This is a genomic window from Xanthomonas campestris pv. phormiicola (genome assembly GCA_025666215.1).
In the GTDB taxonomy this organism is placed as follows: Bacteria; Pseudomonadota; Gammaproteobacteria; order Xanthomonadales; family Xanthomonadaceae; genus Xanthomonas_A; species Xanthomonas_A campestris_A.
On the sequence record CP102593.1, the window covers coordinates 3,087,721 to 3,112,129 of the forward strand.

Annotated in this window: 20 protein-coding genes; 7 read left to right on the forward strand and 13 right to left on the reverse strand. The window is 70.1% G+C overall.

The features are described from left to right. Positions 1 to 27: 27 nt before the first annotated feature. From NRY95_12790 to NRY95_12825, 8 genes are all read right to left on the reverse strand, one after another. Positions 28 to 1,386, reverse strand: a complete 1,359-nt coding sequence (locus tag NRY95_12790; GenBank protein ID UYC14620.1) for an NtaA/DmoA family FMN-dependent monooxygenase — start codon at positions 1,384 to 1,386, stop codon at positions 28 to 30. Between the two features lie 17 nt (positions 1,387 to 1,403). Then, a complete protein-coding gene (locus NRY95_12795; protein ID UYC14621.1) occupies positions 1,404 to 2,234 on the reverse strand; it encodes an ABC transporter ATP-binding protein in 831 nt (276 codons plus the stop codon). Next, on the reverse strand, positions 2,231 to 3,283 hold the full coding sequence (locus NRY95_12800) for an iron chelate uptake ABC transporter family permease subunit (protein UYC14622.1): 1,053 nt from the start codon (positions 3,281 to 3,283) through the stop codon (positions 2,231 to 2,233). The genes NRY95_12795 and NRY95_12800 overlap by 4 nt, the downstream gene beginning before the upstream one ends. After that, complete coding sequence (locus tag NRY95_12805) at positions 3,280 to 4,293, reverse strand: iron ABC transporter permease (GenBank protein ID UYC14623.1); 1,014 nt, start codon at positions 4,291 to 4,293, stop codon at positions 3,280 to 3,282. Before NRY95_12805 ends, NRY95_12800 begins: the two co-directional genes overlap by 4 nt. Continuing rightward, positions 4,290 to 5,216, reverse strand: a complete 927-nt coding sequence (gene fepB, locus NRY95_12810) for a Fe2+-enterobactin ABC transporter substrate-binding protein (protein UYC14624.1) — start codon at positions 5,214 to 5,216, stop codon at positions 4,290 to 4,292. The genes NRY95_12805 and fepB overlap by 4 nt, the downstream gene beginning before the upstream one ends. Before the next feature lie 14 nt (positions 5,217 to 5,230). Then, positions 5,231 to 7,441, reverse strand: a complete 2,211-nt coding sequence (locus NRY95_12815) for a TonB-dependent siderophore receptor (protein UYC14625.1) — start codon at positions 7,439 to 7,441, stop codon at positions 5,231 to 5,233. Between the two features lie 251 nt (positions 7,442 to 7,692). Further along, entirely contained in the window at positions 7,693 to 8,661 is a 969-nt protein-coding gene (locus tag NRY95_12820; protein ID UYC14626.1) for an AraC family transcriptional regulator, read from the reverse strand. Positions 8,662 to 8,828: 167 nt separating this feature from the next. After that, on the reverse strand, positions 8,829 to 9,611 hold the full coding sequence (locus tag NRY95_12825) for a CDP-diacylglycerol diphosphatase (GenBank protein UYC14627.1): 783 nt from the start codon (positions 9,609 to 9,611) through the stop codon (positions 8,829 to 8,831). Between the two features lie 768 nt (positions 9,612 to 10,379). Between NRY95_12825 and NRY95_12830 the strand changes: the two genes are divergently transcribed. From NRY95_12830 to NRY95_12845, 4 genes are all read left to right on the forward strand, one after another. Then, the gene (locus NRY95_12830; protein UYC14628.1) at positions 10,380 to 11,318 is read left to right on the forward strand and encodes a hypothetical protein; all 939 of its coding nucleotides are present in this window, start codon (positions 10,380 to 10,382) and stop codon (positions 11,316 to 11,318) included. Positions 11,319 to 11,370: 52 nt separating this feature from the next. Further along, positions 11,371 to 12,948, forward strand: coding sequence for a hypothetical protein (locus tag NRY95_12835; protein UYC14629.1), 1,578 nt, complete (start codon positions 11,371 to 11,373; stop codon positions 12,946 to 12,948). 88 nt (positions 12,949 to 13,036) lie between these two features. Next, positions 13,037 to 14,575: a hypothetical protein gene (locus tag NRY95_12840; GenBank protein UYC14630.1), complete on the forward strand. Its 1,539-nt coding sequence runs from the start codon at positions 13,037 to 13,039 to the stop codon at positions 14,573 to 14,575. 294 nt (positions 14,576 to 14,869) lie between these two features. Next, positions 14,870 to 16,420, forward strand: coding sequence for a S10 family peptidase (locus tag NRY95_12845; GenBank protein UYC14631.1), 1,551 nt, complete (start codon positions 14,870 to 14,872; stop codon positions 16,418 to 16,420). A 131-nt stretch (positions 16,421 to 16,551) separates the two neighbouring features. Here the strand turns inward: NRY95_12845 and NRY95_12850 are convergent, their stop codons facing one another. Then, complete coding sequence (locus NRY95_12850) at positions 16,552 to 17,676, reverse strand: inorganic phosphate transporter (protein ID UYC14632.1); 1,125 nt, start codon at positions 17,674 to 17,676, stop codon at positions 16,552 to 16,554. 85 nt (positions 17,677 to 17,761) lie between these two features. After that, entirely contained in the window at positions 17,762 to 18,388 is a 627-nt protein-coding gene (locus NRY95_12855) for a DUF47 family protein (GenBank protein ID UYC14633.1), read from the reverse strand. A gap of 250 nt (positions 18,389 to 18,638) precedes the next feature. Between NRY95_12855 and NRY95_12860 the strand changes: the two genes are divergently transcribed. Together NRY95_12860 and NRY95_12865 are read left to right on the forward strand one after the other, a co-directional pair. Then, positions 18,639 to 19,982, forward strand: coding sequence for a hemolysin family protein (locus tag NRY95_12860; GenBank protein ID UYC14634.1), 1,344 nt, complete (start codon positions 18,639 to 18,641; stop codon positions 19,980 to 19,982). Continuing rightward, a complete protein-coding gene (locus NRY95_12865; protein UYC14635.1) occupies positions 19,966 to 20,616 on the forward strand; it encodes an exopolysaccharide biosynthesis protein in 651 nt (216 codons plus the stop codon). Before NRY95_12860 ends, NRY95_12865 begins: the two co-directional genes overlap by 17 nt. A 110-nt stretch (positions 20,617 to 20,726) precedes the next feature. Here the strand turns inward: NRY95_12865 and NRY95_12870 are convergent, their stop codons facing one another. Then, on the reverse strand, positions 20,727 to 20,891 hold the full coding sequence (locus NRY95_12870) for a hypothetical protein (GenBank protein ID UYC14636.1): 165 nt from the start codon (positions 20,889 to 20,891) through the stop codon (positions 20,727 to 20,729). A gap of 233 nt (positions 20,892 to 21,124) precedes the next feature. Then, entirely contained in the window at positions 21,125 to 22,120 is a 996-nt protein-coding gene (locus tag NRY95_12875) for an LLM class flavin-dependent oxidoreductase (GenBank protein ID UYC14637.1), read from the reverse strand. Positions 22,121 to 22,463: 343 nt separating this feature from the next. Between NRY95_12875 and NRY95_12880 the strand changes: the two genes are divergently transcribed. Beyond that, positions 22,464 to 23,270, forward strand: a complete 807-nt coding sequence (locus tag NRY95_12880; protein UYC14638.1) for an SDR family oxidoreductase — start codon at positions 22,464 to 22,466, stop codon at positions 23,268 to 23,270. Positions 23,271 to 23,521: 251 nt separating this feature from the next. Here NRY95_12880 and NRY95_12885 read toward each other — a convergent pair whose 3' ends face one another. Further along, positions 23,522 to 24,319 (reverse strand): sulfurtransferase, encoded by a 798-nt coding sequence (locus NRY95_12885; GenBank protein ID UYC14639.1) that lies wholly within the window; start codon positions 24,317 to 24,319, stop codon positions 23,522 to 23,524. Positions 24,320 to 24,409 lie beyond the last annotated feature (90 nt).

The window sequence follows — 24,409 nt, forward strand, 5'->3', positions numbered from 1 at the left end:
GCGCGCGATGGCGGCGGCGGGAGCCGCTCAGCCGCCGCGCACGCCGGCCGGGTCCGCCGTGCCGTCCGCTTCCATGCCCAGGTGCGCGCGCAGGGTATCGCCGCGGTAGTCGCGGCGGAACAGGCCCTGTTCCGCCAGCCGCGGCACCACCTCCTCGAGCAGCAACGACAGGGACTGCAGGGCGCCGCCCGGTAGCGCGATGAAGCCGTCGGCCGCACCGGCCCGGATCCGCGCGACGATCTCGCGCACCGCGTCGTCCGGGGTGCCGATCACCACCCAGTGCGCCGAGCCCAGTACCTCCGGTCGCTCCAGCAACGCATCCAGGCGCGGACGTTCGCGCGCGATCAGCGCATGCAGCAGCTCGGCATGGGTACGGCTGCCGACCTGCGCGTCGATCGGCGGCAACAGTTCCGGCCCGACCGGCTGGTCCGGCGCCAGCCCACCCAGGTCGACGCCCAACACGCTCCGCAGGTACTCCAGGCGACTGCGCCGCCCCCTGCCGGCGTGCGTGTCGCGATACAGCGCCTGCGCCTGAGTGCGACTGCCGGCCAGGAACAGGCTCAGCCCCGGCAGGACCCGCACCGCATCCGGTGCGCGCCCATGGGCCTGCGCACGGGCGCGCAGGTCGCCCCGCAACGCGATTCCCGCGTGCAGGTCCGGCGTGGCGGCGAACACCGCATCGGCCGTGCGCGCGGCGAAGTCGCGGCCCGGTCCCGACGCGCCGGCCTGGAACAGCGGCGGCTCCCCGGCCCCATGCATCGGCACGTTCAACGGACCGGCGACCTGGAACTGCGCGCCGCGGTGCGCGATCGGCAACACCTGGTGCGGGTCGGCATAGCGACCGCCGGCGCGATCGGCCAGCAGCGCCGCGTGCGGATAGCTGCGCCACAGCGCTCGCACCACGTCGGTGAATTCCTGCGCGCGTGCGTAGCGCTGTTCGGAATCGGGCATCGGCGCGTCGCCGAAATTGGCGGCGCCGTCGAAGGAGGTCACGATGTTCCAGCCGGCACGGCCGCCGCTGAGCCAGTGCAGCGTCTGCAGCTGGCGCGCGACCGAATAGGGCGCGCCGAAGGTGGTGGAGGCGGTGCTGACCAGGCCGATCCGGCGCGTGTCGCGCGCCAGCGCCGCCAGCAGCAGCATCGGATCCAGGCTGCTGAAGCCGGGGCCGCCGGCCAGCGCCTGCGCCCGCAGGAACAGCGCATCGGGCCGGAACACGAAGTCGAGCTTGGCGTCCTCGGCGCGGCGGGCCAGGTCCAGGTACAGCGCCGCGTCGTGCAGGTCCTCGACGCGGCTGTCGCCGCGCCGCCAGCCCTCGCCGCCGAGCCAGGTGCCGGCCAGCGCCAGGCCGATATGCAGCTGGCGCGCGTGCTTGGCGTCTGTTTCCATCGGTGCTTGCTCCTCGATCAAGCGTTGTCGTGCGTGCCGTCGGCGACCGCCACCGGCACCACCAGCGGCGTGGCGGTCACCGGATCGGCGATCACCAGCGCGCGGATGCCGAACACCCGCTCCACCAGTGCCGGTGTCAGGACCTGCGCCGGCGTGCCGGCGGCCACGATCGCGCCGGCCTTCATCGCCACGATGTGGTCGGCATAGCGCGCGGCCTGCTGCAGGTCGTGCAGCACCATCACCAGGGTGCGTCCGTCGCGGCGGTTGAGCATGCGGCACAGGTCCAGCACTTCCAGCTGGTGGGCCACGTCCAGGTAAGTGGTCGGCTCGTCGAGCAACAGCAGCCTGGTGTCCTGCGCCAACGCCATCGCCAGCCACACCCGTTGCCGTTGTCCGCCGGACAGCTCGTCGACCCGGCGTTCGGCCAGCGCGGCCACGCCGGTGTCGGCCATCGCCTGGCGTACCGCCCGCTCGTCCTCGCGCGACCACTGCCGCAGCAGCCGCCGGTGCGGGAAGCGCCCGCGCGCGACCAGCTCGGCCACGCCGATCGCCGCGGGCACCAGCGCCGCCTGCGGCAGCAGCCCCAGGCGCCGCGCGACCTCCCGCGAGGGGCGCTGATGGATATCGCGGCCATCGAGCAGCACCCTTCCCGCGGCAGGCACCAGCAGGCGCGCCAACGCGCGCAGCAGGGTCGACTTGCCGCAGGCATTGGGTCCGATGATCGCGGTGATCTTTCCAGGCGCGATCGCCAGCTCCAGCCGCTCGCTCACGGTGTGCCCGGGATAGGCCAGGCGCAGCGCCTCCGCACGCAGCTCCGGGGGCGGCAGGGGCGCGGCCGGTCCGCTCATGCGCCCCGCCCCCGCATCAGCAGCCAGACCAGATACATGCCGCCGAGCAGCGCCGCCATGCGCCCGACCGGCAGGCTGGCTCGGATCGGCAGCGCCTGCGCCAGCAGGTCGGCGAAGGACAGCAGCAACGCTCCCATCGCCGCCGCGCCGAACACGCAAGGGCCGCTGCCGCGCGCCAGGCGTGCCGCCAGCTGCGGCGCCGCCAGGGCGACGAAGCCGATCGGCCCGGCCGCCGCGGTCGCCAGCGCCGCCAACATCACCGCGGTGCAGACCGCCAGCACCCGGGTGCGTTCCACCGGCAACCCGAGCTGGGCGGCGAGCGCGTCGCCCAGCTCCAGTACCGCCAGCCGCGGCGCCAACGCCAATGCCGGCGGCGCCAGGCCGCATACCCCCAGCAGCAGCGGCGCCGCATGTCCCCAGTTGCGCGCGGCCAGGCTGCCGGCAAGCCACTGGTTGGCCTGGATCGCCGTGTCGAGCCGGCCCTTGACCAGCATCAGGTCGTTCAGCGCACCGAGCACCGCGCCCACGCCGATGCCGACCAGTACCAGCCGTTGCCCGCCGCCACCGCCGCGCCAGGCCAGCCACGACACCAGCAACGCGGCAGCCAGGCCGGCGGCCAGCGCCGCCAGCGCCACCGCAATGCCGCCCCGGTCGAACAGCACGATCTGCGCGATCGCGCCGGTCGCCGCGCCGGTGGTGAACCCGACCACGTCCGGCGAGCCCAGCGGATTGCGCGCCACCGACTGCAACAACGCACCGGACATGCCCAGCGCCGCGCCGGCGAACAGCGCCACGAGCACCCGCGGCAGGCGGATCTGCAGCACCACCTGGGCGGCGCCGGCGTCGCCCTGCCCGAGCAGCGCGGCCAGCACCGCCGACGGCGGCAGCGCGATGCTGCCGCGCTGCAGGGCCAGCGCCGCCGTCGCCAGCGCCAGTCCCAGCGCCAGCGCGCCGGCCAGCAGCGCGCGCGGTTGCCGCCGCAGGCCGCAGCGGCCGACCTGCCACACCGTTCCCGGCCCCCTGTCCCAGCGCATCGGCAGGCCGCTCATGCCGGCAGCAACCGGCGCCGCAGCGCCAGCGCCACGAAGAACGGACCGCCGATCAACGCCGCCATGATCCCGACATCGACCTCCGCCGGCCACGCCAGCAGCCGCCCCAGGCAGTCGGCGCCGAGCAGCAGGATCGCCGCGAACAGCATCGCGTACGGCAGCGCCCAGCGATGCCCGGCCCCGGCGGCGGCGCGGGCCAGATGCGGTGCCGCCAGGCCGACGAAGCCGATCGGACCGGCGGCGGCGGTGGCGGCGGCGGCCAGCACCACCACCGCCAGCACCGCCAGGCCCCACACCCGGGCCGGATCGGCCCCCAGCGCACGTCCCAGGTCCCGGCCCAGGGCCAGCGCATCGAGTGCACGCACCGACGCCGCCGCCATCGCCACCCCGGTTGCGACCAGCAGCGCGGTCGGCCACACCACCGCGGCTCCGCGGCCCTGCAGCGAGCCCACCACCCAGTGCCGGTAGTGATCGAACACGGCGTCATCGCTGTTGAGCAGCACAAGCTGCGCCAGTGCCAGCAGCACGCTCGAAAGCGCGGCACCGGCCAGCACCAGCCGCATCGGATCCAGGCCGCGGCCGCTGGCGCCCAGCAGGTGCACCGCGGCGCCGGCCAGCGCCGCGCCGGCCAGCGCCGCCAGCAGCGTCGCGCCGGTCCCCGGGTTGCCGAGCAGCGCCGTCGCAAGCACGATCGCGGTGGCGGCACCGGCATTGACCCCAAGCACGCCAGGCTCGGCCAGCGGGTTGCGGCTCAGTGCCTGCATCAGCGTGCCGGCCGCGCCGAGCGCGGCCCCGACCAGCACCGCCAGCACGGTGCGCGGCAGGCGCAGGCCGCGCACCAGCAGATGCCGGCTGTCGGCGGGATCGAAGGCGACCAGCGCCTGCCAGGTGAGTGCCGGCGCCAGCGCACGCGAGCCGATGCACACGCTCGCCAGCATCAGCGCCGCCAGCAAAACCAGGCCGGCCAGCAGGCCCCAGCGCCGCCGCGCCGCCGCGTCGCGCGCGCTCATCGCCCGACCTGCCGTACCAGGCGGTCGACGATGGCGCAGGCGCTGTAGTAGTCGATCCGGAACGCATCCTCGCCGAGCGCGTAGACCTGGCGCCGGCGCACCGACGGCAGGTTGGCCAGCATCGGATCGTCCAGGAACGCGGCCACCCGCGCATCGCCGCCGCGCAGCAGGAACGTGGTCTGCGCCTGCAGTCCGCTCAGCTGTTCGTAAGGTGCCCAGACGAAGTCGCTGCGGGGATCGCGACCGACCTGCCAGCGCGGGTCCGGCTCCTCGATGGCGAAGCCCAGTTGCGCCAGCAGGCGCGCCTGGGCGCTGCGGCCGGTCGCGACCGGATTGGCGGCGCCGGCGCCGTTGTAGCTGATCAGGTTCGCCTTCCCGGCCGGCACCGCGATGCGCGCGCGTGCGGCCACCAGCTTGCGCTGGAAGGCATCGATCCGCCGCGTCGCCTGCGCCTCCAGCCCGGTCGCCCGGCCCAGCGCGAGGGCGAGCTGCTCCCAGGGCTGGTCGCCATAGTCGAGCACGATGGTCGGCGCAATGGCGCGCAGGGCCGCCAGTTGTTCCAGCGCCGAATCGGCGCCGCCGGTGGAGACCACGATCAGGTCCGGCCGCGCCGCCATGGCCGCCTCCAGCGACACGCTGCCGGCGGGCCAGGCGTTGCGCACGTGGCGCTCCCGGGCGAGCGCCTGCCACTGCGCGAAGAATTCGCCATTGGACGCCGAGGCGCTCGCGACCACCGGCGCATCGATCGCCAGCAAGGTGCCGGTGATCGCCACCGAGGTGGACAGGATGCGCCGTGGCTGGCGCGGGATCGCGGTGAGGCTGCCGTCGGCATTGCGGAACTCGCGCCACGCGGCGGCGGCCGGGGCCGGAGCCGGCCCTTCCGAACAGCCGGCCACCGCGCACAGGAGCAGCAGTACCACCATGCCTGGCCACCGTCTCACCAGCTGAACCTCGCGGTGGCGGTGACGGTGCGGCCGGTGCCGTAGTAGCACGCGGTCAAGGCCGAGCAGGTCGCCACGTAGCGCTTGTCGGCCAGGTTGCTGCCGTTGAGCGCCAGGCGCACGCCAGTGCCGCCGAAGCGGCCCAGGTCGTAGCGGATGGCCGCATCGAACAGGGTGTAGGACGGCACGTACAGGGTATTGGCCAGGTCGCCGTAGGTGTCGTCGACGTAGCGCGCACCGGCGGCGACGCTCAGCCCCTGCAGCGCTCCGGCCTGGAAGGTGTAGTCCAGCCACAGCGAGGCCATCCAGGGCGGCACGCGGATCATGCGATTGCCGACGTAGCCATCGTTGTTGCGGGTGACCTCCGACGCCAGCCGGGTCAGCGCGCCGATCACGCTGAAACCCGGCAGCGGGGTGATGCGGCCTTCCAGCTCCGCGCCACGCACGCGCACCTCGCCGGTCTGCACTTGGTAGCTTTCCGCCCCGGTGTTGAGCGGATCGGCGGTCAGCATGTTCTGCTGGCGCAGATCGTAGGCGGACAGGGTGATCATGCCGTCGATTGATCGCGGCGCGTACTTCACTCCGACCTCCCATTGCTTGCCGGTGATCGGATCGAAGCTGGCGCCATCGCGCCTGGTGCCCGTGGCGGGCTGGAACGACTCGGCGTAGCTCACGTACGGCGACAGGCCGTTGTCGACCAGGTACAGGGCGCCGGCGCGCCCGGAGAACGCCCCATCGTCGGCCTTGCTGTGCACGCCGGTCAGCAGGTTGTGCGCATCGACGGTGGCCCGGTCGTAGCGGCCGCCGGCGCTGAAGCGCCAGCGGCCCAGCGCGATCTGGTCCTGCAGGTAGACGCCGCCCTGGCGATCCACTTCCCGGGTGTTGGCCTGGGTAATGGTCAACACCGAGGCGAAGTCGTAATGGGTGTAGACCGGATCGTAGATGTCGATGGCGATGGCGTTCGGGTTCACGTTGGCCATCTTGCGCAGGAAGCTCCACTCGCTCTGCTGCCAGTCGAACCCGAGCAGCAGCGTGTGCTCCAGCGCCCCGGTGGAAAAGCGCCCTTCCAGCCGGGTGTCGATGGCCTTGCCGTCGGAATCGCCCACGCCCTGCACCGCGCGCCGCGGCAGGAGGTGGCCATTGCTGAGGACGTTGGGATTGCTCACCGACGCGCCGCGCACGCCGTAGACCACGGTGGCGCGGTACAGCGAGTCGGCATGGGTGTAGCGGGCGCTCTGGCTGAGCTTCCAGTGCGCGTTGAAGCGATGCTCGAACAGCCAGCCGGCCGCCCATACCGTGCGGTCGTAGAGGTTCCAGTCCGGCTCGCCGAGGAAGGTCGTATTGCCGATGTAGCCGGAAGCGGCGCGGATCGCCGAGCCCTGGTACGGCAGGAACTGGAAGGTGCTGCCGCCGTCGTCGCGCTGGTAGATGCCGAGCAGGGTCAGGCGGGTGGCGTCGTCGTTGAAGCGCAAGGTGGCGCTGGGCGCCAGGAACCATTGCCGGTGATCGGTATGCTCGAGCTGGGTGGGACCGTCGGCGTACAGGCCGACCAGGCGCCACGGCAGGCCCTGTCCGGCGCTGGCGCCGCCGATGTCGAACGCGCTCTGCGCGCGCCCGTTGGCGTCGACCTGCAGGCGCAGCACCTGTTCCTGGTCCGGGGTCGGCGTCTTGCTGATCTGGTTGACCATGCCGCCGGGCGCCAACTGGCCGTAGAGCACGCTGGAAGGCCCCTTCAGCACCTCCACCCGCTCCAGGTTCCAGGTATTGAAGGACACGCGGTTCCAACTGTCGCTGCCGTTGGACGGCGCGCGCAGGCCATCCAGCATCACGTTGTTGCCCCAGCTGCCCGCGTCGAAGCCGCGGATGTACAGATCGTCGACACGGTTGTCCATGCCCGAACTTTCCGGCAGCACGCCGGCGTTGTAGCGCGTGGCCTCGTTGAGATTCTGCACACCGCGCGCGTCCAGTTCCTCGGCGGCGATCACCGACACCGACTGCGCGGTCTCGGCCAGCGGCGTGTCGGTCTTGGTCGCCGAACCGGCGGTCTGTGCGGGCCTGTAGGCGTTGACCTGGACGCGCGCGAGCGTTGTCGCCGCGTCGTCGTCGGCGCAGGCCTGGCCGCTGCAGGCGAGCAGCGCCAGTACCGCAACATGCACGGCGGTGCGGCGCGGGAACGGGGCGGAGGAACGGGAATGACGATTGCGCATGGGCAATGGGACCTTGTCGGGCGCCGCAGCGCCGCCCGAAGCGGCGCCCGCCGCCGATGAGCGGGATGCTGACTGGCGCGCATGCCCGCCGCCGCGGAACGACCGCAGCGGCCGCCATGCACGCGTGGCTCGCCGGGAATATGCGAATGACTCGCAACGCCGGAAATTTTCACATGCCATGCGCCAGCCGATCTTTGCGCGGCGCGCCGGGACCTTTGTCATCGGCGCATCTCCTTCACTCATCGCCGTGCCTACACCCGCCCGCGCAGCCGACCGGGCGCCACGCCGTAGCGGCGCCGGAACGCGGTGGCGAAGTTGGCCGGGCTCGCATAGCCAGCCAGCAGCGCGGCACGCGCCACGCTGACGCCGTCGCGCTCCAGCGCCAGCCGCGCCAGCTCCAGCCGGCGTTGCTGCACGAACGCACCGACACTGATGCCGTGCGCGCTGCGGAACTGGCGCTGCAACGTGGCAGCGCTAGCGCCCACCCGACGCGCGAGCTCGTCGATCCGCAATGGCAGCGAAGGGTTGTCGCGCAGGAAATCGCGCACTTCGCACATGCGCCGGTAGACCGCCGGGCGCAACGGCCGCAGCGCGGCGGGCGCCGGAGCGGCTTGCGCCAGCCCCTGCTGCGCGCAAGCCTCCACCACCAGGTTCAGCGCACGCGCCTCCAGATACATCGCCAGCAGCGGCGCCGGCAGTGGCGGCGGATTGAGCATGCGCTCGGCCAGTGCGCGCATCGCCGCCGACGCGCGCCGGCAGCTGCCACCGGGGTAGCCACCGATGAAGGCGTCGGCGGCGGATGCGTCGAGGTGTCCGCCGCCCATCAGGCACTGTTCGAGCCATTCGCGGCCGAGTCCGATGCTGATCCGGCGCGCATAGTCGCCGCGCCGGACCACCCGCCGGAACTCGGCCGGCCGCGGCATCCCCACGATCGCCAGGTCCGGCATCGGCGCACCCGGCGGCGCAGCCCGGCGCGGCGCGGCCAGCCGCACGCGATGCCCGTCGTAGGCGACGTCGACCGCGCCCTCCAGGACCAGCACGATCCGCAGGCAGTCCTCGTCGACGCCACGCGCCACGTAGTCCTCGCGCTCCACTTCGCTGCCGAAATGGAACCCCAGTCCCGGACGCAGGACGCGGTATTGGCTCAGGTGCCCGGCCAGGCCCGGCGAACCGGCATCGCCGGCGGACGCCTGCGGACTGCGGGAAGGAATGCTGCGCACGAGGAGAAGGCCTCTGACATGGAAGGACATTCTCTGGCGGCAGCTGGAGATCCGACGGCGCCGACAGGCGCGGCCGGCCACTGAGATAAGCGGTGCTCGATTCTAGGCGCTCGCCGGCGTCGCGGCAAACCCGCCCCCGCGCACGCCCTGCCGGCGCGGCAAGGCGCTCAGCGCACGCCCGGCAGTACCTGCTGCGCGCCGGTCACCAGGCCGCAGGCATGGTCCTGCAGCTCCTCGCCGCTGGCGCGATTGCCGCTGGCGGCATCGACCCGCGTCGCCAGCAACACGAAGCCGGGCGCCGGACCGGCGTCCCCGACCAGCACCAGCGAGTAGTCGCGCATCGCCTCGCCGGCCGGCAGTTCCTCGGCGAGCAGCCGCAGCGGATTGGCCGTCAGCGCCTCCCCGGGCAAGCGCCGGGCCAGATAGCGATGGCCCAGCAGCGGCTGCGGCAACGGCCGCCACGCCGCGCCGACCTGCGCCTGCATATCGTCCAGCTCGCGGCGCACCTGCGGATGCAGGCAATCGACATGGATGTGCAGCTGCTCCTGCGAGCGGCCATGCGGGGAATTGAGCGCCAGCGACAGATACTGCCGCGGCAGCGGGCGGCCGAGTGCCCGCTCCACGAAGATGCGCGCATCCCACGCCGCGGCGAAGTAGTTGGGCGCGTCCGCCTGCAGCGCGCGCGGGTCCTCGATGCCGACGATGCGCTCGATCGGCAGCAGCAGGAACTGGAAATCGCCGTGACTGTCCTTGAGCACCACCGAACGCCGCTGCGGCTGCGGCCATACCGCGACGCAGTCGGCCGCGCGCGGCGCGTCGGCGGCCAGGCAGTGTGCGTTGAGGATGCGCCACAGCGCGTCGGGATCGGCCGCATGACGCACGCTCGGTACGCTCAGGCACGCGGCCAGCGCCAGCAGCAACACCAATGGCAACAGGCTTCTGAACTTCAAAACGACGTCTCCGGGCAGGCAGGGCGGAACATGATAGGGCCCGTCGCGCCATGCATGCGGACCACGCCTTTGTGCACATCCGCGCGCGCCACGCTGACCAATCCTGCACGCTGATGGACATGCTACTGGCCAAGAACCGCGCTGGCGATCGCAAACAGTGGCTGGAGACCAAAGGCGGGCTGGCTTGGTTGGAGGTCCGAACTGCCGAGATTGCGGATCCGGGATTGGCCTGACAGCGGCTAGACCATCCCTTGGAAGCACGCAGCATCCTGTAGCAGCGACTTCAGGGCACCTCTAATAACCTCGATTCTAAAAATTTCGCACTATGCGCATCAATGACTTGCGAGCGTTTTAGTCGAGTTTTTTGGGGTTATTAGAGGTGCCCTTCAGTCGCGACGAACGAAGCGGGCCACCTCGTCATGCCGCGAAAGCGTCGGGATTGAAGTCTCTCCCATAAATTCAACAGACCACTGCGCGCAAGCATCCGTAGCAGCGGCTCCGAGTGTCATCGGGCCATCAGCCGCGGCGGACGAAGCCGCCTCATCGCGGTGCAGCACCGCGTTGGGACAGAAGTCCCTCCGACCAGTTCGCCCGCGCGCATTACGTCATCGCCCAGACATAGCGGCCACATCGGCCACCGCCCGCATGCGCCATCGCGCGCGCGAAAGTGCCGCGTGCGCTGTCCGGTTTTTTCCGCAAGCGGCGTTGTTGATGGAGTAGCCCGCATTACGCCGGCTGCTCAGGAATCAACCACGAAAAGGAAGCCATATGAGCGACAGCTCCGATACCCCGGCGTTCGACGATCTCGACCAGCTCGACGCCCTGCTCACCGACACCCGCGCCAAAGACACCCTCACCGTCTCCGACATCGGCGAGGCGCGCGACGCCATCGCCACGTTCCGCGACGGCGACGGTACCGGTTCATGGAATGGACTGGACCGCACCGAAGTGGCCGACCGCCTGCTCGACCTGGTCAACAACCCGCGTCTGATCCGCCAGGGCGACTTGAACCTGTGCGGGCCGGCGGCGCTGCTGCTGATGTGGGCCAGCCGCGACCCGCTGGGGTTCGCCAGCTTCGCCACCACCCTGTACGACAACGGCAGCGCCGACCTGGGCGATCTATCCATCACGCCCAAGGACACGCTGCTGGCGCAGGACTACAGCAGCCTGAGCACCCGCACCTTCGGCGCCGACTGGATGCTGCTCAGCGCGATCCGCAACACCGACCAGCCGTTCTGGCAAAGCAGTTGGGTCGGCGATCCGGCGCAGAATTTCGCCGCACTGACCAGGCCCGAAGAACTGGCCAGCTGGCTGCGCGCCACCGGCATCTATGCGCAGGTCAGCGACGAAGGCAACTGGACCTCGCCGGCCGGCATCCCGCACGCCACCGGCATCGAGTTCCGCGAAGGCCGCGATGTGGCGCTGCTGATCAACACCAATCTGCTGCACGACGCGCGCCGTAGTGCGGCGTTGATCGACGAGCGGTTCCTGCTAAACCTGTTCCCCAACCACTACATCGTCGGGCTCAACAACATCAGCGTGGCGGTGATGGACGGCCCGCAGAACGACGACGGCACACTGATGTTCCAGAAGGACGACGTATTGCTATCGATCTGGTCGTGGGGCGAGAGCAGCTTCGACCTGGCAGTGCCGCAAAAGTCGTTCGTCGACAACTACTACGGCGCGGTCATCGCAGATCTTCCGTGAACCCAATGGCGGCGGGAACGCCGCCCACTCACTTTTCGCAAGGAGCACTTTCATGCCACTCGTCACTCCCGATGTCATGCTCAACTCGGTCATGGGCAAGGTCTACAACGTCCTCACCAACGGCGACGACACCGTCCCCAAGTCGGAAGACAATTTCTTCAGCTGGGCCACGCCCGGCATCCCGCTGCAGCCCGAAGACGTACGCTTCATGAAGCAGGGCCTCACCGGCGTGGTGCGCAAGGCCGCGCTGGACGAGATGCGTACCACCCAGCCCGACGGCACCACCACCACTCCGGAACTGACCCCGTCGCAACTGGAAGCGCTGAAGGGCAGCGACGCGGCGCAACTGCTGAAACAGGCCGAGGACTTCTCGCGCCTGGTCGATTTCGTGCCGGACCTGGCCGCCACGGTCAACAACCAGTTCTCGGCGCTGAGCGTGATGAACAACGAAGGCACGCTGTCCGAGCGCTACGAGTACATCCTGCGCATGAGCCAGGTCATGCACAACGAGCTGCCGGACGACATCAAGAAGAAGATCGAGAAGTTTCGCGGCCTGCTGCAGACCACCACCACCAAGAAGAACCTGATCGACGACAGCGAGACCCAGGTGACCGAGCCCAGTCCGCTGGTCAAGGCCTACAACGAGAAGATGGTCGACTACATGAGCGCGGCGCTGGACTACAACAGCCAGCGCATCGACGGCCTGGCCGCCGCCGACCAGCGCGCGGTGCAGAACTGGGCGATCAATGCCAACATCCTGCGCAACAAGGTCAAGGCGGCGATGTCCGACTGGGTCTCCAACGGCTACAAGAACGACTACGAGCAGATCGCCGCGTTCATCGATCAGGTCATGCAGCGCGACATGGCGCTGCTCAAGCAGCAGTACCGCGACGACCTGGAAAAGGCGCGACTGACCGGCCTGAACTCCGGCAGCGACTTCTTCTACAGCTCGGTGGTGCCCGGCAACTTCATGGACAACGCCGGCTGGACCGACTTCGGCTTCAGCTCTTCCGACTACAACAGCTCCAGCAACTCCAGCTATGCGATGCGCCGCTCCAGCACCAGCGCCGGCGGCGGCTTCCTGGGCATCTTCGGCGGTGGCGGACGGGTCAGCAACGCCAGCGGCGAAAGCCAGTCGCACGTGCAGTTCGATTCGGATAGCTTCAGCATGGAGTTCAGCATCGCGCAGATGCCGATCGTGCGGCCCTGGTTCAAGACCGCGTTCCTGATGAGCAAGAGCTGGCGCATGGACCAGAACAACCCCGAGGCCAAGGGCCAGTTCGCCTCCGACGGCGCGACCCCGGCCAAGGGCCTGCTGCCGGCCTACCCGACCTCGCTGATCCTGGTCCGCAACCTGACCCTGCGCCTCGGCAAATCCTCCGGCTTCCGCGACATGGCCGAGTCCTGGCAGCGTTCCTCCGCCAGCGGCGGCGGCGCGCTTACGTTCGGCCCGTTTCACCTGGCCGGTTCGCACGGGCGCAGCTCGGCCAGCGGCGAGCGCTCCAGCGAGGCGCACTACGATAGCGAGAAACAGACGATGACGGTCGACGGCACCCAGATCATCGGCTTCAAGTGCCATGTGTTCCCGAAGTCGCCGGATCCGCTGCCCAGCATCACCGACTGGATCTGAGCGGCGCCGCAGCACCACGGCAGGCGGCCGCGCGCCGCCTGCCGTCCCGCGCGCCCGATGTTTCCCCTTTTTCAAGGAATCGCCTGCAATGGACGCAGCCGCCCAATTGGCCTTGATGGCCAAAGCCGAACACGTGTTCGGCAGCGACGACACCGAACTCAGCTTCCCGGTCACGCCGCTGGCGTTCGCACCCGCCGCCCTGGATCTGCTCGGCGACGGCACGATGGAGCATCTGATCGAATTTTCGCTGCTGGCCAACCGCATTCCCGACGGCCCCGCCTGGAGCGGCGATGGCCAAACCTTGCTGTGGGAGGTCTACGCGCAGGTGCTGCGCGAGGCCCAATTCGCCCAGTCCACCCGCACCGCGCAGGAGGAGGCCGACTATCAGGCCGCATGCGCGGTGCTGTACCGGCAGGACGAGGAAGGCCGGCGCCTGCCGACCGATGCCGCGCTCGCCTACCGCAGCTATCGCGACCGCTACCTGCTGCTGCAACAGGACTATCTGGCACAGCAGGCCACCGCCAGTGCCGGCAGCGCCGAGCAGGTGCAAGCCTGGCACGACCTGCGGCAGCCGGCGCTGCAGCGTGGGCTCGACGACGCACTGGCCGACTGGGCGGCGCTGGGCTACCGCGACGCGGTCGAGCAAGCGCAGGCACAGGTCAGCGGGCTGAGCGCCAAATCGCCGTGGCAGACGCTGAGCGAATGGAAGGGACGCTGCAATCCGGACATGGATACGCTGACCCGCGCCAGCGACCAACTGCAGGTGTATCCGACCAGCTACGCGCCTAGCAATGCGCTGGACGAGGGTTCCTGGCGGCGTTTCGAACTCAGCGGCGCGGAGATCGACGCCGCGCTGGCCGAGGCGCCGGCCGAGTTGCGCGCACGGCTGGGAACCGGCGGCGATTCCGGCATCGCCTCGCTGAGCTTCGAATTCAGCTCGGCCGCGCTGATCCGGCCCTGGTTCAGCGCCGACGCCTTCGCGGCGCGATTCTGGCGCTTCGCCGATGCCTCGCTGCAACTCAGCGACGGGCAGTCGCCCGCGCACGGACCCTGCCCCGCGTATCCGGTGGCCGTGGTGTTCGCCCGCGACATCCAGGTGCAGCGCAAGCCGACGGCAGCGCTACCAAGCGTCGCTGGCCCGACGTTGGGTTTCGATCCGGGCTTGCTGCGGCAACTGCGGTTGACCCCGACGCTGATCGCTCGACGAGGATTGCGGCTACCGCCGCGCGTGCCGGAAGGGCCGATCGGCATGCGCCGACGGCCTGTGCTGGCCATGCCGGACCGCAGTCTGGCGGTCGCCCCTGCGCCAATCGCGAGCGCAGCGCTACGCATGCCGCTGCGCAATATCGCCGCACCGATACCGACACCCACTCCGCGCCCGCGCATCGTGATCGGCCGGCCGGCGGCGACGCCAATGGCAAGCGCGCCGGTGGCCGCGCAGGCGATGCTGCGGCGTCTGCGCATGGATGCCTATGCGCGCGATCTCAGCGTGGCCGAAGTCGCGCCTGCGCCGGCGCCGCCGGCGGTACGCGACGCGGCACCTCATGACGACAGCGTCTACATCCTGGCCTTCATCTGCCGCCCGCTCCCGCGCTGCCCGGATCCGGACCCGACACTGGCCTGGTAAAGCGCCGGTCGGCAGCGGCGATCGATGACCCTTGCGGCACAGCCTTGGCTGCAGTGTCCTGGCACCGCTGTCGTCGCGGCCGGTCGTCCCGGCGCTAGCGAGAAGCACTAGTACACCGACAGCAACACGCATGGCGATCGCCCCAGGCCAGGGACCACGGCCCAGGCCGTGCGCCAACGCCAGCGCGGGTGGCGCCGATGACGATTCAGGCGCGTGCTCAGGCCATCCGGCAATGCGCGCTGCGCGCCGACCATGCCTTTGGGCACATCCGCGCGCGCCGCGCCGCGGCCTAGCATGCCGGCTTCCCTTCTGCCGAGCGCCCTCCCCGTGCCGAACCTGTCCAAGCCGCTGCTGGCGGCGTTGTTGCTGGCCGTCCTGCCGATCTCCGCCGCACTGGCTGCCGATGCCGACGGCGCCGACAAGGCGGACAAACCCGACAAGGCCGACAGCGCCGAGCAAGCCAAGCCGGCCGCGCTGCCGGCCGACGCGAAGGTGCGCCAGGTCACGCACGTGGACGGCAAGTCGCTCAGCTACACCGCCACGGTCGGCACGCTGCCGGTGAAGGACGCACAGGGCAAGACCGTCGCCGACGTGGTTTTCACCGCCTACACCGTGGACGGCAAGGACCGTCCGGTCACCTTCGCCTTGAACGGCGGCCCCGGCGCCGCGTCGGTCTACCTCAACCTGGGCGCGATCGGGCCGAAGGTGGTCACCTTCGGCAGCGAGGGCGACAGCGCCTCGGCGCCGGCGACGCTGCACGACAACCCCGGCACCTGGCTGGATTTCACCGACCTGGTGTTCATCGATCCGGTCGGCACCGGCTTCAGCCGTTCGCGGGTCGCCGACGAGCAGGCCAAGAAGCTGTTCTACAACCCGCAGGCCGACATCGAATACCTGTCGCGCACGATCTACGACTGGCTGCTGAAGAACCAGCGCCTGCAGTCGCGCAAGTATCTGGTCGGCGAGAGCTACGGCGGCTTCCGCGGGCCGCGCATCACCCATTACCTGCAGACCCGGCTGGGCGTGGCGATGAACGGCGTGGTGCTGGTCTCGCCGTACCTCAACCCGACCCTGGACGACAACGGCGACGTGTCGCCGCTGGCGTGGATGCTGACCCTGCCCTCGATCGCCGCCGCGCACCTGGAGCGCGAGCAGCGGCTGACCCCGGAGGCGATGCGCCAGGTGATCGACTACACCCGCGGCGACTACGTCACCGCGCTGCTGCGCGGGCGTTCCGACGCGGCCGGCAGCGAACGCATGATCCAGCAGGTGGCGGCGATGACCGGGCTGGACCCGGTCTACGTGCGCCGCGCCGGCGGCCGCCTGGAAACCCAGGCCTACCTGCGCGAGGTGTTCCGCGACAAGGGCCAGCTCGGCAGCCGCTACGACTCCAACGTCACCGCGTTCGACCCGTTCCCGAACGCGCCGGAGCAGCGCGCCAACGATCCGCTGCTGGACAGCATCATCGCCCCGACCACCACCGCGATGGTCGATTTCGTGACCCGCGTGGTGGGCTGGAAGGTGGATGCGCGCTACCAGGCGCTGAACTACGACGTGAACAAGCTGTGGGACTGGAACGACGAACTGCGCAAGGGTTCGGTGACCGAGCTGCGCCAGGCGGTGGCGATCGATCCCAAGTTGCGGGTGCTGATCGTGCACGGCTGGAACGACCTGTCGTGCCCGTTCATGGGCTCGGTGCTGACCGTGGACCAGATGCCGGTGATGGGCAACGACCCGACCCGGGTGCAGGTCAGGAACTATCCGGGCGGGCACATGTTCTACAACCGCCCCGACAGCCAGCGCGCGTTGCGCGGGGATGTGCTGGCGATGTATCGGGCTAATTGAGTCGGGACTCGGGACTCGGGACTCGGGACTCGGGACGCGGGACTCGAAGAACGGAAGTCGATAAAGCCTCAGTTTGCGGTGCTGCGCTTTCCGAGTCCCGAGTCCCGAGTCCCGGGTCCCGAGTCCCGGCCTTACCCTGCCCAGCCAAACAGCGCAAACAGCCGGAAGATCAGATACGCCACGCAGGCGGCGGCCGGGATGGTCAGGATCCAGGCCCAGACGATGCGCTCGATCACGCCGAAGCGCAGCGAGCGCGGGTTCTTGGCGAAGCCCACGCCCATGATCGCGGTGGAGATGCTGTGGGTGGTGGACACCGGCATGCCGAAGTGCGCGGCCAGGGTCAGGATCGTCGCCGAGCTGGTTTCCGCGGCGAAGCCGTGGATCGGGTGCAGCTTGACCATCTTGTGGCCCAGCGTCTTGATGATCTTCCAGCCGCCCGACGCGGTGCCGGCGGCCATCACCACCGCGCAGGTCAGCACGATCCAGGTGGCGATGCCCTGGCCCTGGCTGGCCGCCGGGTGCAGGAACGCCAGCCAGGACGGCAGGTCGTCCAGCGCGCCGGTGCTCTGCGCGCCGACCAGGGTCATGGCGATGATGCCCATGGTCTTCTGCGCGTCGTTGTGGCCGTGCGCATAGCCCATGTACGCGGCCGAGGCGATCTGCGCCTTGCCGAAGAAGGCGTTGACCCAGCGCGGCCGCGCCAGCCGCCCGATGCGGCCGCCAAGCCTGGCCATGCCGGCGATGATCGCCCACAGCAGCAGCATCACCGCGATGCCGAGCAGGAAGCCGGCGATCGGCGAGGTGATCATCGGCACGAACACCTTCCACAGCAGGCCCTTGTTCTTGGCCCAGTCGCCGACGTTCTGCGACCAGATCAGCGCGCCCCAGTTGTTGTGCGCCGCCGCCAGGCCGGCGCCGCACAGGCCGCCGATCAGGGCGTGCGAGGACGAAGACGGCAGGCCCTTCCACCAGGTGATCAGGTTCCAGACGATGCCGCCGAGCAGCGCGCACAGGATCACCTGCGGGGTCACCGTCACCACGTCGGTGTTGAGCAGGCCCGAGGCGATGGTCATCGCCACCGCGGTGCCGGTCAGCGCGCCGACCAGGTTCATGCCGGCGGCCAGGATCACCGCCCAGCCGGGGCTGAGCACCTTGGTCGCGACCACCGTGGCGATGGAATTGGCGGTGTCGTGGAAGCCGTTGATGAACTCGAACACCAGCGCGGCCAGGATCACGATCAGGACCAGCGTCAGCATCGTGCGCTCCTCGCCTCGGGCATGGCGGCCGCGGCGGCGGGCATGGCGGCGCAGCCGCGCATGCAGCGGATCCGGACCGTGCCCATTACGAATTCTTCAGCACGATCTGGTAGACCACCACGCCGGCCTCGCGGCAGCGGTCGATGGCCTTCTCCAGGATCTCGAAGAACTCCTTGAGCAGGAACATCTGCAGGTTGTCCAGGCGCCCGGAGTAGATGTCGCGGTACAGCTCCAGCATCAGCCGGTCGGCCTCGTTCTCCAGCGAGCGCAGCTTGTCGTTGAGCGCGCTCATCCGGTCCAGGTGCATGTTGCGCAGGTCGTGGACCATCTCCACCACCACCGCCGCGGCCTGTTCCAGCATCGCCGCACGCGGCGCGAAATCGATGTGCTCCAGGTGCTGCACCGCCAGCGAATAGCGGTCGGCGAACTTCTCCACCTGCTTGGGGATCTTGTACAGCGCCGAGCCCAGCGCCTCGATGTCCTCGCGCTCGATCGGTGTCATGAAGCTGTCGACCAGCGCCTGGCCGATCTTGTCGGCGGCGGCGCGCTCGCGCAGCCGCGCCAGCTTGAAGGCGTCCAGCGCCGGCTGCCGATCCGACTCGCGCATCATCGAATGCAGCGCCTTGGTGCTGTCGTAGGCGGCCTGGGCCGCCTCGTCGAGCAGGGTGTAGAACTGCTTGCCGGAACCGAAGATGGTCTGCAACGAGAACATGAAACGCAATCCCGCCGTCGCGGGAGGGACGGCACCGGGGCGGAATTATGACCGTTTGCTGACAAAACGGGGGAATCGGGCGACCGGCGGCAGCGCACCGGCGCCGCGTGGACGCGCCCGCCACCCGGGTTTGCTACCATGCAGCCGCGCCGTCGCTAGGCGCACCCTATGGACGACCACCCTAGCCCCCCTCCCCCGCGCCGCCTTGGCGCCCATGTCCCCGCTTCCCTCGCCGCCAGGGAGCGCGCGCATGCTTGAACTATTGGTCGTGGCAGCCCTGGTGCTGCTGAACGGCTTCTTCGCGATGTCCGAGATGTCGCTGATGACCTCGCGCAAGAGCCGCCTGAAGCAGATGGCGCAATCCAGCACGCGCGCGGCCAAGGCGCTGGCGCTGGCCGAGAATCCGGAAAACTTCCTGTCCACCGTGCAGATCGGCATCACCGCGATCGGCATCCTGACCGGCGTGTTCGGCGGCGAGGCCATCGGCGAGGCGATCGCGGCCAAGCTGCAGTCGCTGTTCCCGGCGCTGTCGGCCACCTTCAGCCTGATCGGGCAGCCGCAGCCGTATTCGGCGGTGATCGGCAAGACCCTGGCGATCGTGCTGATCACCTTCCTGACGCTGATCTTCGGCGAACTGGTGCCCAAGCGCCTGGCGCTGACCCGCTCGGAAGTCATCGCCGGCTTCGTCGCGGTGCCGATGGGCTGGCTGGCGCTGATCGCCGCGCCGGCGGTGTGGGTGCTGTCGCGCTCGACCCGGCTGGTGCTGCGCGTGCTCGGCCTGGGCAACGAGCAGTCGGCGTCGGTGACCGAAGAGGAGATCCGCATGCTGGTGGCCGAGAGCCACGAGGCCGGCGTGATCGACAGCCACGAGCGCGACATGATGAACCGGGTCATGCGCCTGGGCGACCGCACCGCCGACAGCCTGATGACGCCGCGCAACCGCATCGCCTGGCTCGACGCCAATGCCGAGGCCGAACGCAATTTCCAGGTGATGCGCGAGCACGAGTTCTCGCGCTATCCGGTGTACCGCGGCAGCGACCAGGACATCGCCGGCGTGCTGGAAGTGAAATCGCTGGTCACGCGCATGGACGGCAACGCCACCCAGCTGTTCCAGAGCCTGCGCGAGACCCTGTTCGTCTCCGAATCCACCCACGCGATGAAGCTGCTGGAGATCTTCCGCGAGGAACAGCAGTCGATGGCGCTGGTGGTGGACGAATACGGGGAGATCCAGGGCCTGGTCACGATCAGCGACCTGATGGGCGCGGTGGTCGGGCGCCTGCAGTCGGTGGACAACGCCGACGAGGACGCGCTGGTGGTGACCCGCGCCGACGGCTCGCTGCTGATCGACGGCTCGCTGGCGATCGAGGACCTGCGCGAGCTGCTCGGCGGCGCCGAACTGCCCAACGCCGAGGAAGGCGACTACAACACCCTGGCCGGCCTGTGCATCTACTACTTCGGCCGCATCCCGCACGCCGGCGAGTTCTTCGATTGGGCCGGCTGGCGCATCGAGATCGTCGACCTGGACGGCGCGCGCGTGGACAAGCTGCTGTTGAGCAAGCTGCAGGACGAGAACAGCGATGACATCACCGGGTGAGACACCCGGCACGGACGAGGCTCACGGCTACAGCGCCGAAGGCATCCGCACCCTGCTCGACACCTTCCTGCTCGGCGATCCGGACGAGCAGCTGCGACTGCGCACGATCCTGGCCGATCTGCAGCACAGCGCGTTCGGGGTGTTCCTGTTCGTGGCGATCCTGCCGGCGTTCCTGCCGGTGCCAGGCCTGGCCGGCGGCCTCAGCGGGCCGCTGGTGACGCTGATCGGCGCACAGATGCTGATCGGCCTGCGCAAGCCCTGGCTGCCGCGCTTCATCGGCGAACGCGGCCCGCGCCGGCGCACCATGCAGCGCTTCGTCGGGCGCATCGCGCCGTGGCTGCGGCGGCTGGACAAGCTGCTCAAGCCGCGCCTGCCGGCGCTGGTCGAGACGCTGCCGGCACGCGCCTTCAGCGGCCTGTTGCTGGTGGTGCTGGGGATCCTGCTGTCGCTGCCGATTCCTTTCACCAACTATGCGTTCGGCGCGATGCTGCTGCTGTTCTCGCTGGCCCTGCTGGAACGCGACGGCGGCCTGATGCTGGTCTCGTGGCTGGGCGGCATCGCGGTGGCGGTGGGACTGGGCCTGGCCTCGGACCAGGTGGTGGACCTGAGCCGCGAGTGGATGCGCAGGCTGTAGCCGAGGTGCCCGCCAGCGCCATCCGGCCGACCGCAACCGCTGGCTGCGACCGCCTTCCAGGTTCGCGCAATGCACGCTTGGCGGCGCGGCGTCGAGTGCGAACACGACGCTCAGTCGGGAATCGGCGCCTCTGCGAACACTTGCCGCTGCGGCTGCTGCGCCGCGCCGGATTCATGGGCGGCGCGCTGCAGACGTTGCAGCTGCAACGCAAGCTGATGCAAGACCGCTTCCAGCCCGCAGCCGCGCGCCGCCGGCGGCAAATAATCGGTTTCCATGCAGTGCCCCCTGTCGCGATCCCTGGATGCGCAGCGCCCGACCGGCCCACGCCGTGTCTTGCTGCCACGTGCGTCCCAGTGCCTGGTACGCGCAACCGATCTGATCCCAGGCGCGGGCAAGGCCCGGTGAAATCCGCCGCTGCCGCCGCGACTTGTCTACGCGGTGCGCCAAGGCCGCCCGCGCCGCCTGCGTGGCGGACGCGGCGGCGGGATGCGGCCGCGTTCGCCGGCGCCTACGCAGCCGCCGCCTGGGTCCAGGCCTCGGCAGCGATCGCGAACGAGCGCAGCCGCGCCGCGTGATCGTGGATGTTGGCGGTCAGCAGCAGTTCGTCGGGGCGATGGCGGGCGACGAACTCGGCCATGCCGCGCGCGACCTCGGCCGCATCGCCAAGCACGGTGCAGGCCAGCGCGCGCTCCACCCCGGCCTTCTCGTGCGGCTGCCAGAACGCCTCGATGTCGTCGATCGGCGGCGGGATCAGCCCCGGGCGGCCGCGGCGCAGGTTGACGAAACTCTGCTGCTGGGTGGTGAACAGGCGCCGTGCCGCGTCGGTGGACTCGGCGCCGACCACGTTCAGCGCCAGCACCGCGTACGGATCGCGCAATCGCGCCGACGGACGGAACTCGCGCCGGTAGACCGCCAGCGCCTCGTCCATCGCATCCGGGGCGAAGTGCGAGGCGAACGCGAACGGCAGTCCCAGCGCCGCCGCCAGGCGCGCGCTGAACAGGCTGGAGCCGAGCAGCCACACCGGCACCTCGATGCCGGCGCCCGGCACCGCGCGCACCAGCTGGCCGGGTTCGGCCGGCTCGAAATAGCGCAGCAGTTCGGCCACGTCCTGCGGGAACTGGTCGGCACTGTCGAAATAGCGGCGCAAGGCGCGCGCGGTGGGCTGGTCGGTGCCGGGCGCGCGGCCCAGGCCCAGGTCGATGCGCCCGGGATACAGCGAGGCCAGGGTGCCGAACTGCTCGGCCACCTGCAGCGGCGCATGGTTGGGCAGCATGATGCCGCCGGCGCCGACCCGGATCCGGCGCGTGCCGCCGGCCACGTGCCCGATCAGCACGGCGGTGGCAGCGCTGGCGATGCCGGGCATGTTGTGGTGCTCGGCCAGCCAGTAGCGGTGGTAGCCCCAGCGCTCGGCGTGCTGCGCCAGGTCCAGCATGTTGGCGAAGGCCTGGGTGGTGTCGCTGCCTTCGCAGACCGGGGCGAGATCGAGGAGGGAGATCGGCAACATGGAGAGCGGGTTCCTGCAAAGCGATGCAGTGGAACTGGGGGCGCGAAGCACCGATTGCAGCGGCCGGCGCCGGAACGCTGATTTGCGGTGGCGGCATGGCTGGTTCGCGTGCGGCCGTACCCTCACCCCAACCCCTCTCCCGGGGGGAGAGGGGCTCGAGCAAGCGAGCGCTCCCTTCTCCCTCCGGGACCATGGCCCCTTTTCGGGGGAAGGTGCCCCGAAGGGGCGGATGAGGGTACGGCCGCCCACTGTCTTTCGACACCCACGCGCAAGCGCGCCACGGCAACGCCGACTGCACGACCGCCTGGCTACGCTTGCACTCCCGCCCTGCCCGGTGTGCGCCATGCCCCTGATCCCACCAGTCTCCACCGCCCTCGCCCTGCCCCTGCAAGACCGCGTGGTGCTGGTCACCGGCGGCGCGCAAGGGATCGGCCGCGGCGTGGTGCAGGCGGTGCTGGGCGCCGGCGGCCGGGTCGCGTTCGGCGATCTGGACGCCGAGGCCGGGCGCGCCTGCGTCGCCGAACTCGATGCCGGCGACCGGGTGCTGTTCCGGCGCCTGGACGTGGCCGCCGAGGCCAGCGTGCGCCGCTTCGTCGACGCCGCGCTGGCGCGCTTCGGCCGCCTCGACGGCCTGGTCAACAATGCCGGCGTCGCCGATCCGCACAGCGGCCCGCTGGAGCGGCTGGCGCTGCGCGAATGGAAGCGGCGCCTGGACGCGAGCCTGGGCGGCGCCTTCCTGTGCAGCAAGCACGCGCTGCCGGCACTGCGCGCCAGCGCCGGCGGCGGCGCGATCGTCAATATCGCCTCGACCCGCGCCCACCAATCCGAACCCGACAGCGAAGCCTATGCGGCGGCGAAAGGCGGCCTGCTCGCCTTCACCCATGCGCTGGCGATCAGCGCCGGGCCGGCGCTGCGGGTCAACTGCATCAGCCCGGGCTGGATCGCCACCGATGCCTGGCGCAAGCCCAGTGCGCGGCGCAAGCCGGCGCTGTCGCGGCAGGACCATGCGCAGCATCCGGCCGGGCGGGTCGGCACGCCGCAGGATATCGGCGCGTTGGCGGTGTACCTGCTGTCGAACGATGCCGGCTTCGTCACCGGCCAGGACTTCGTGGTCGATGGCGGGATGACGCGCAAGATGCAGTACGCCTGACGGCGCTGGGATTGGGGAGTCGGGATTGGGGATTCGTTAAAGCGGCTGTTGCCTGACCTGAGGGGCCGAGTGCGCCATCGCGCCACTGGCTAGCACCTCTGGCGAACAGCGCACGGCTCGGACGCTTTCCAAGCCATTTTTTTTCGGGATTCGTGTTTGGGGATTTGGGATTCGCTGGAGCATTTTTTTGAGGCTCCGAGGGGACGCGGCATGCAGCGAGCCGAAACCCACTTGCAGACCGCAAGTTTCGGTCAGTTGCGGGGCAGCCCGCTTTGGCCAATCCCCAATCCCGACTCCCCAATCCCCACCTCAGCAACATCCACCAGCGGCCGCAGCTGCGGGTCCAGCGCCACGCGTTCGTCGAACACGAAGCAGCGGCCGGCGTAGCCCTCGCCGCCCACTTGCTCGAAATAGCCGAGGATGCCGCCGTCCAGCTGCAGCACGTTGTGCATGCCGTCGGCGCGCATCCACAGCGCCGCCTTCTCGCAGCGGATGCCGCCGGTGCAGAAGCTGACCACGGTGGCGTCGGCCAGCTCGGCGCGATGCGGCGCCAGCGCCTCGGGCAGCTCGGTGAACTTGACGATCGGCAGGGTCAGCGCGCCGGCGAAGCTGCCGTACTCCACTTCCTGGGCGTTGCGCGTGTCCAGCAGCACCACGCGGCGGCCGCTGTCGTCGTGGCCCTGGCGCAGCCAGCGCTGCAGCGTGGCCGGCGCCACCGCCGGGGCGCGTTCGGCGGCCAGCGGCGAGGCGGCATCGCGGCGGAAACTGATGATCTCCGGCTTGACCTTGGTCTTCAGCCGCGCGAACGGTTGCTGCGCGCTGCGGCTGGTCTTGACCCGCAGCGCGGCGAAGCGCGGGTCGGCACGCAGTTGCGCGTAGAAATCGTCGATCGCCTCCGCCGCGCCGGCCAGGAACAGGTTGATGCCCTCGCCCGCGACCAGGATGGTGCCGCGCAACGCGCCGGCCTGCGCCCAGTCCTGCAACCGCGCGGCGAGCGCGTCGGGATCGGCGATGGCGACGAAATGGTAGGCAGCGGTGTTGGCGATCATCCGCGCATTTTAGCGCGCGGCGTGCAACCGGGGCTGGCAGCGCGAGGGCGATGGCGGCGTCGCGCTCACGCGCGAGGGCAAGGAAGCAAA

Coding starts and splice junctions, on each gene's coding strand:
- NRY95_12835 (UYC14629.1), top strand. CDS start 11,371: ATGCCACTCGTCACTCCCGATGTCATGCTCAACTCGGTCATGGGCAAG.
- NRY95_12840 (UYC14630.1), top strand. CDS start 13,037: ATGGACGCAGCCGCCCAATTGGCCTTGATGGCCAAAGCCGAACACGTG.
- NRY95_12795 (UYC14621.1), bottom strand. CDS start 2,234: ATGAGCGGACCGGCCGCGCCCCTGCCGCCCCCGGAGCTGCGTGCGGAG.
- NRY95_12830 (UYC14628.1), top strand. CDS start 10,380: ATGAGCGACAGCTCCGATACCCCGGCGTTCGACGATCTCGACCAGCTC.
- NRY95_12875 (UYC14637.1), bottom strand. CDS start 22,120: ATGTTGCCGATCTCCCTCCTCGATCTCGCCCCGGTCTGCGAAGGCAGC.
- NRY95_12845 (UYC14631.1), top strand. CDS start 14,870: ATGCCGGCTTCCCTTCTGCCGAGCGCCCTCCCCGTGCCGAACCTGTCC.
- NRY95_12815 (UYC14625.1), bottom strand. CDS start 7,441: ATGCGCAATCGTCATTCCCGTTCCTCCGCCCCGTTCCCGCGCCGCACC.
- NRY95_12880 (UYC14638.1), top strand. CDS start 22,464: ATGCCCCTGATCCCACCAGTCTCCACCGCCCTCGCCCTGCCCCTGCAA.
- NRY95_12865 (UYC14635.1), top strand. CDS start 19,966: ATGACATCACCGGGTGAGACACCCGGCACGGACGAGGCTCACGGCTAC.
- NRY95_12855 (UYC14633.1), bottom strand. CDS start 18,388: ATGTTCTCGTTGCAGACCATCTTCGGTTCCGGCAAGCAGTTCTACACC.
- NRY95_12790 (UYC14620.1), bottom strand. CDS start 1,386: ATGGAAACAGACGCCAAGCACGCGCGCCAGCTGCATATCGGCCTGGCG.
- NRY95_12885 (UYC14639.1), bottom strand. CDS start 24,319: ATGATCGCCAACACCGCTGCCTACCATTTCGTCGCCATCGCCGATCCC.
- NRY95_12800 (UYC14622.1), bottom strand. CDS start 3,283: ATGAGCGGCCTGCCGATGCGCTGGGACAGGGGGCCGGGAACGGTGTGG.
- NRY95_12860 (UYC14634.1), top strand. CDS start 18,639: ATGCTTGAACTATTGGTCGTGGCAGCCCTGGTGCTGCTGAACGGCTTC.
- NRY95_12805 (UYC14623.1), bottom strand. CDS start 4,293: ATGAGCGCGCGCGACGCGGCGGCGCGGCGGCGCTGGGGCCTGCTGGCC.
- fepB (UYC14624.1), bottom strand. CDS start 5,216: ATGGTGGTACTGCTGCTCCTGTGCGCGGTGGCCGGCTGTTCGGAAGGG.
- NRY95_12870 (UYC14636.1), bottom strand. CDS start 20,891: ATGGAAACCGATTATTTGCCGCCGGCGGCGCGCGGCTGCGGGCTGGAA.
- NRY95_12850 (UYC14632.1), bottom strand. CDS start 17,676: ATGCTGACGCTGGTCCTGATCGTGATCCTGGCCGCGCTGGTGTTCGAG.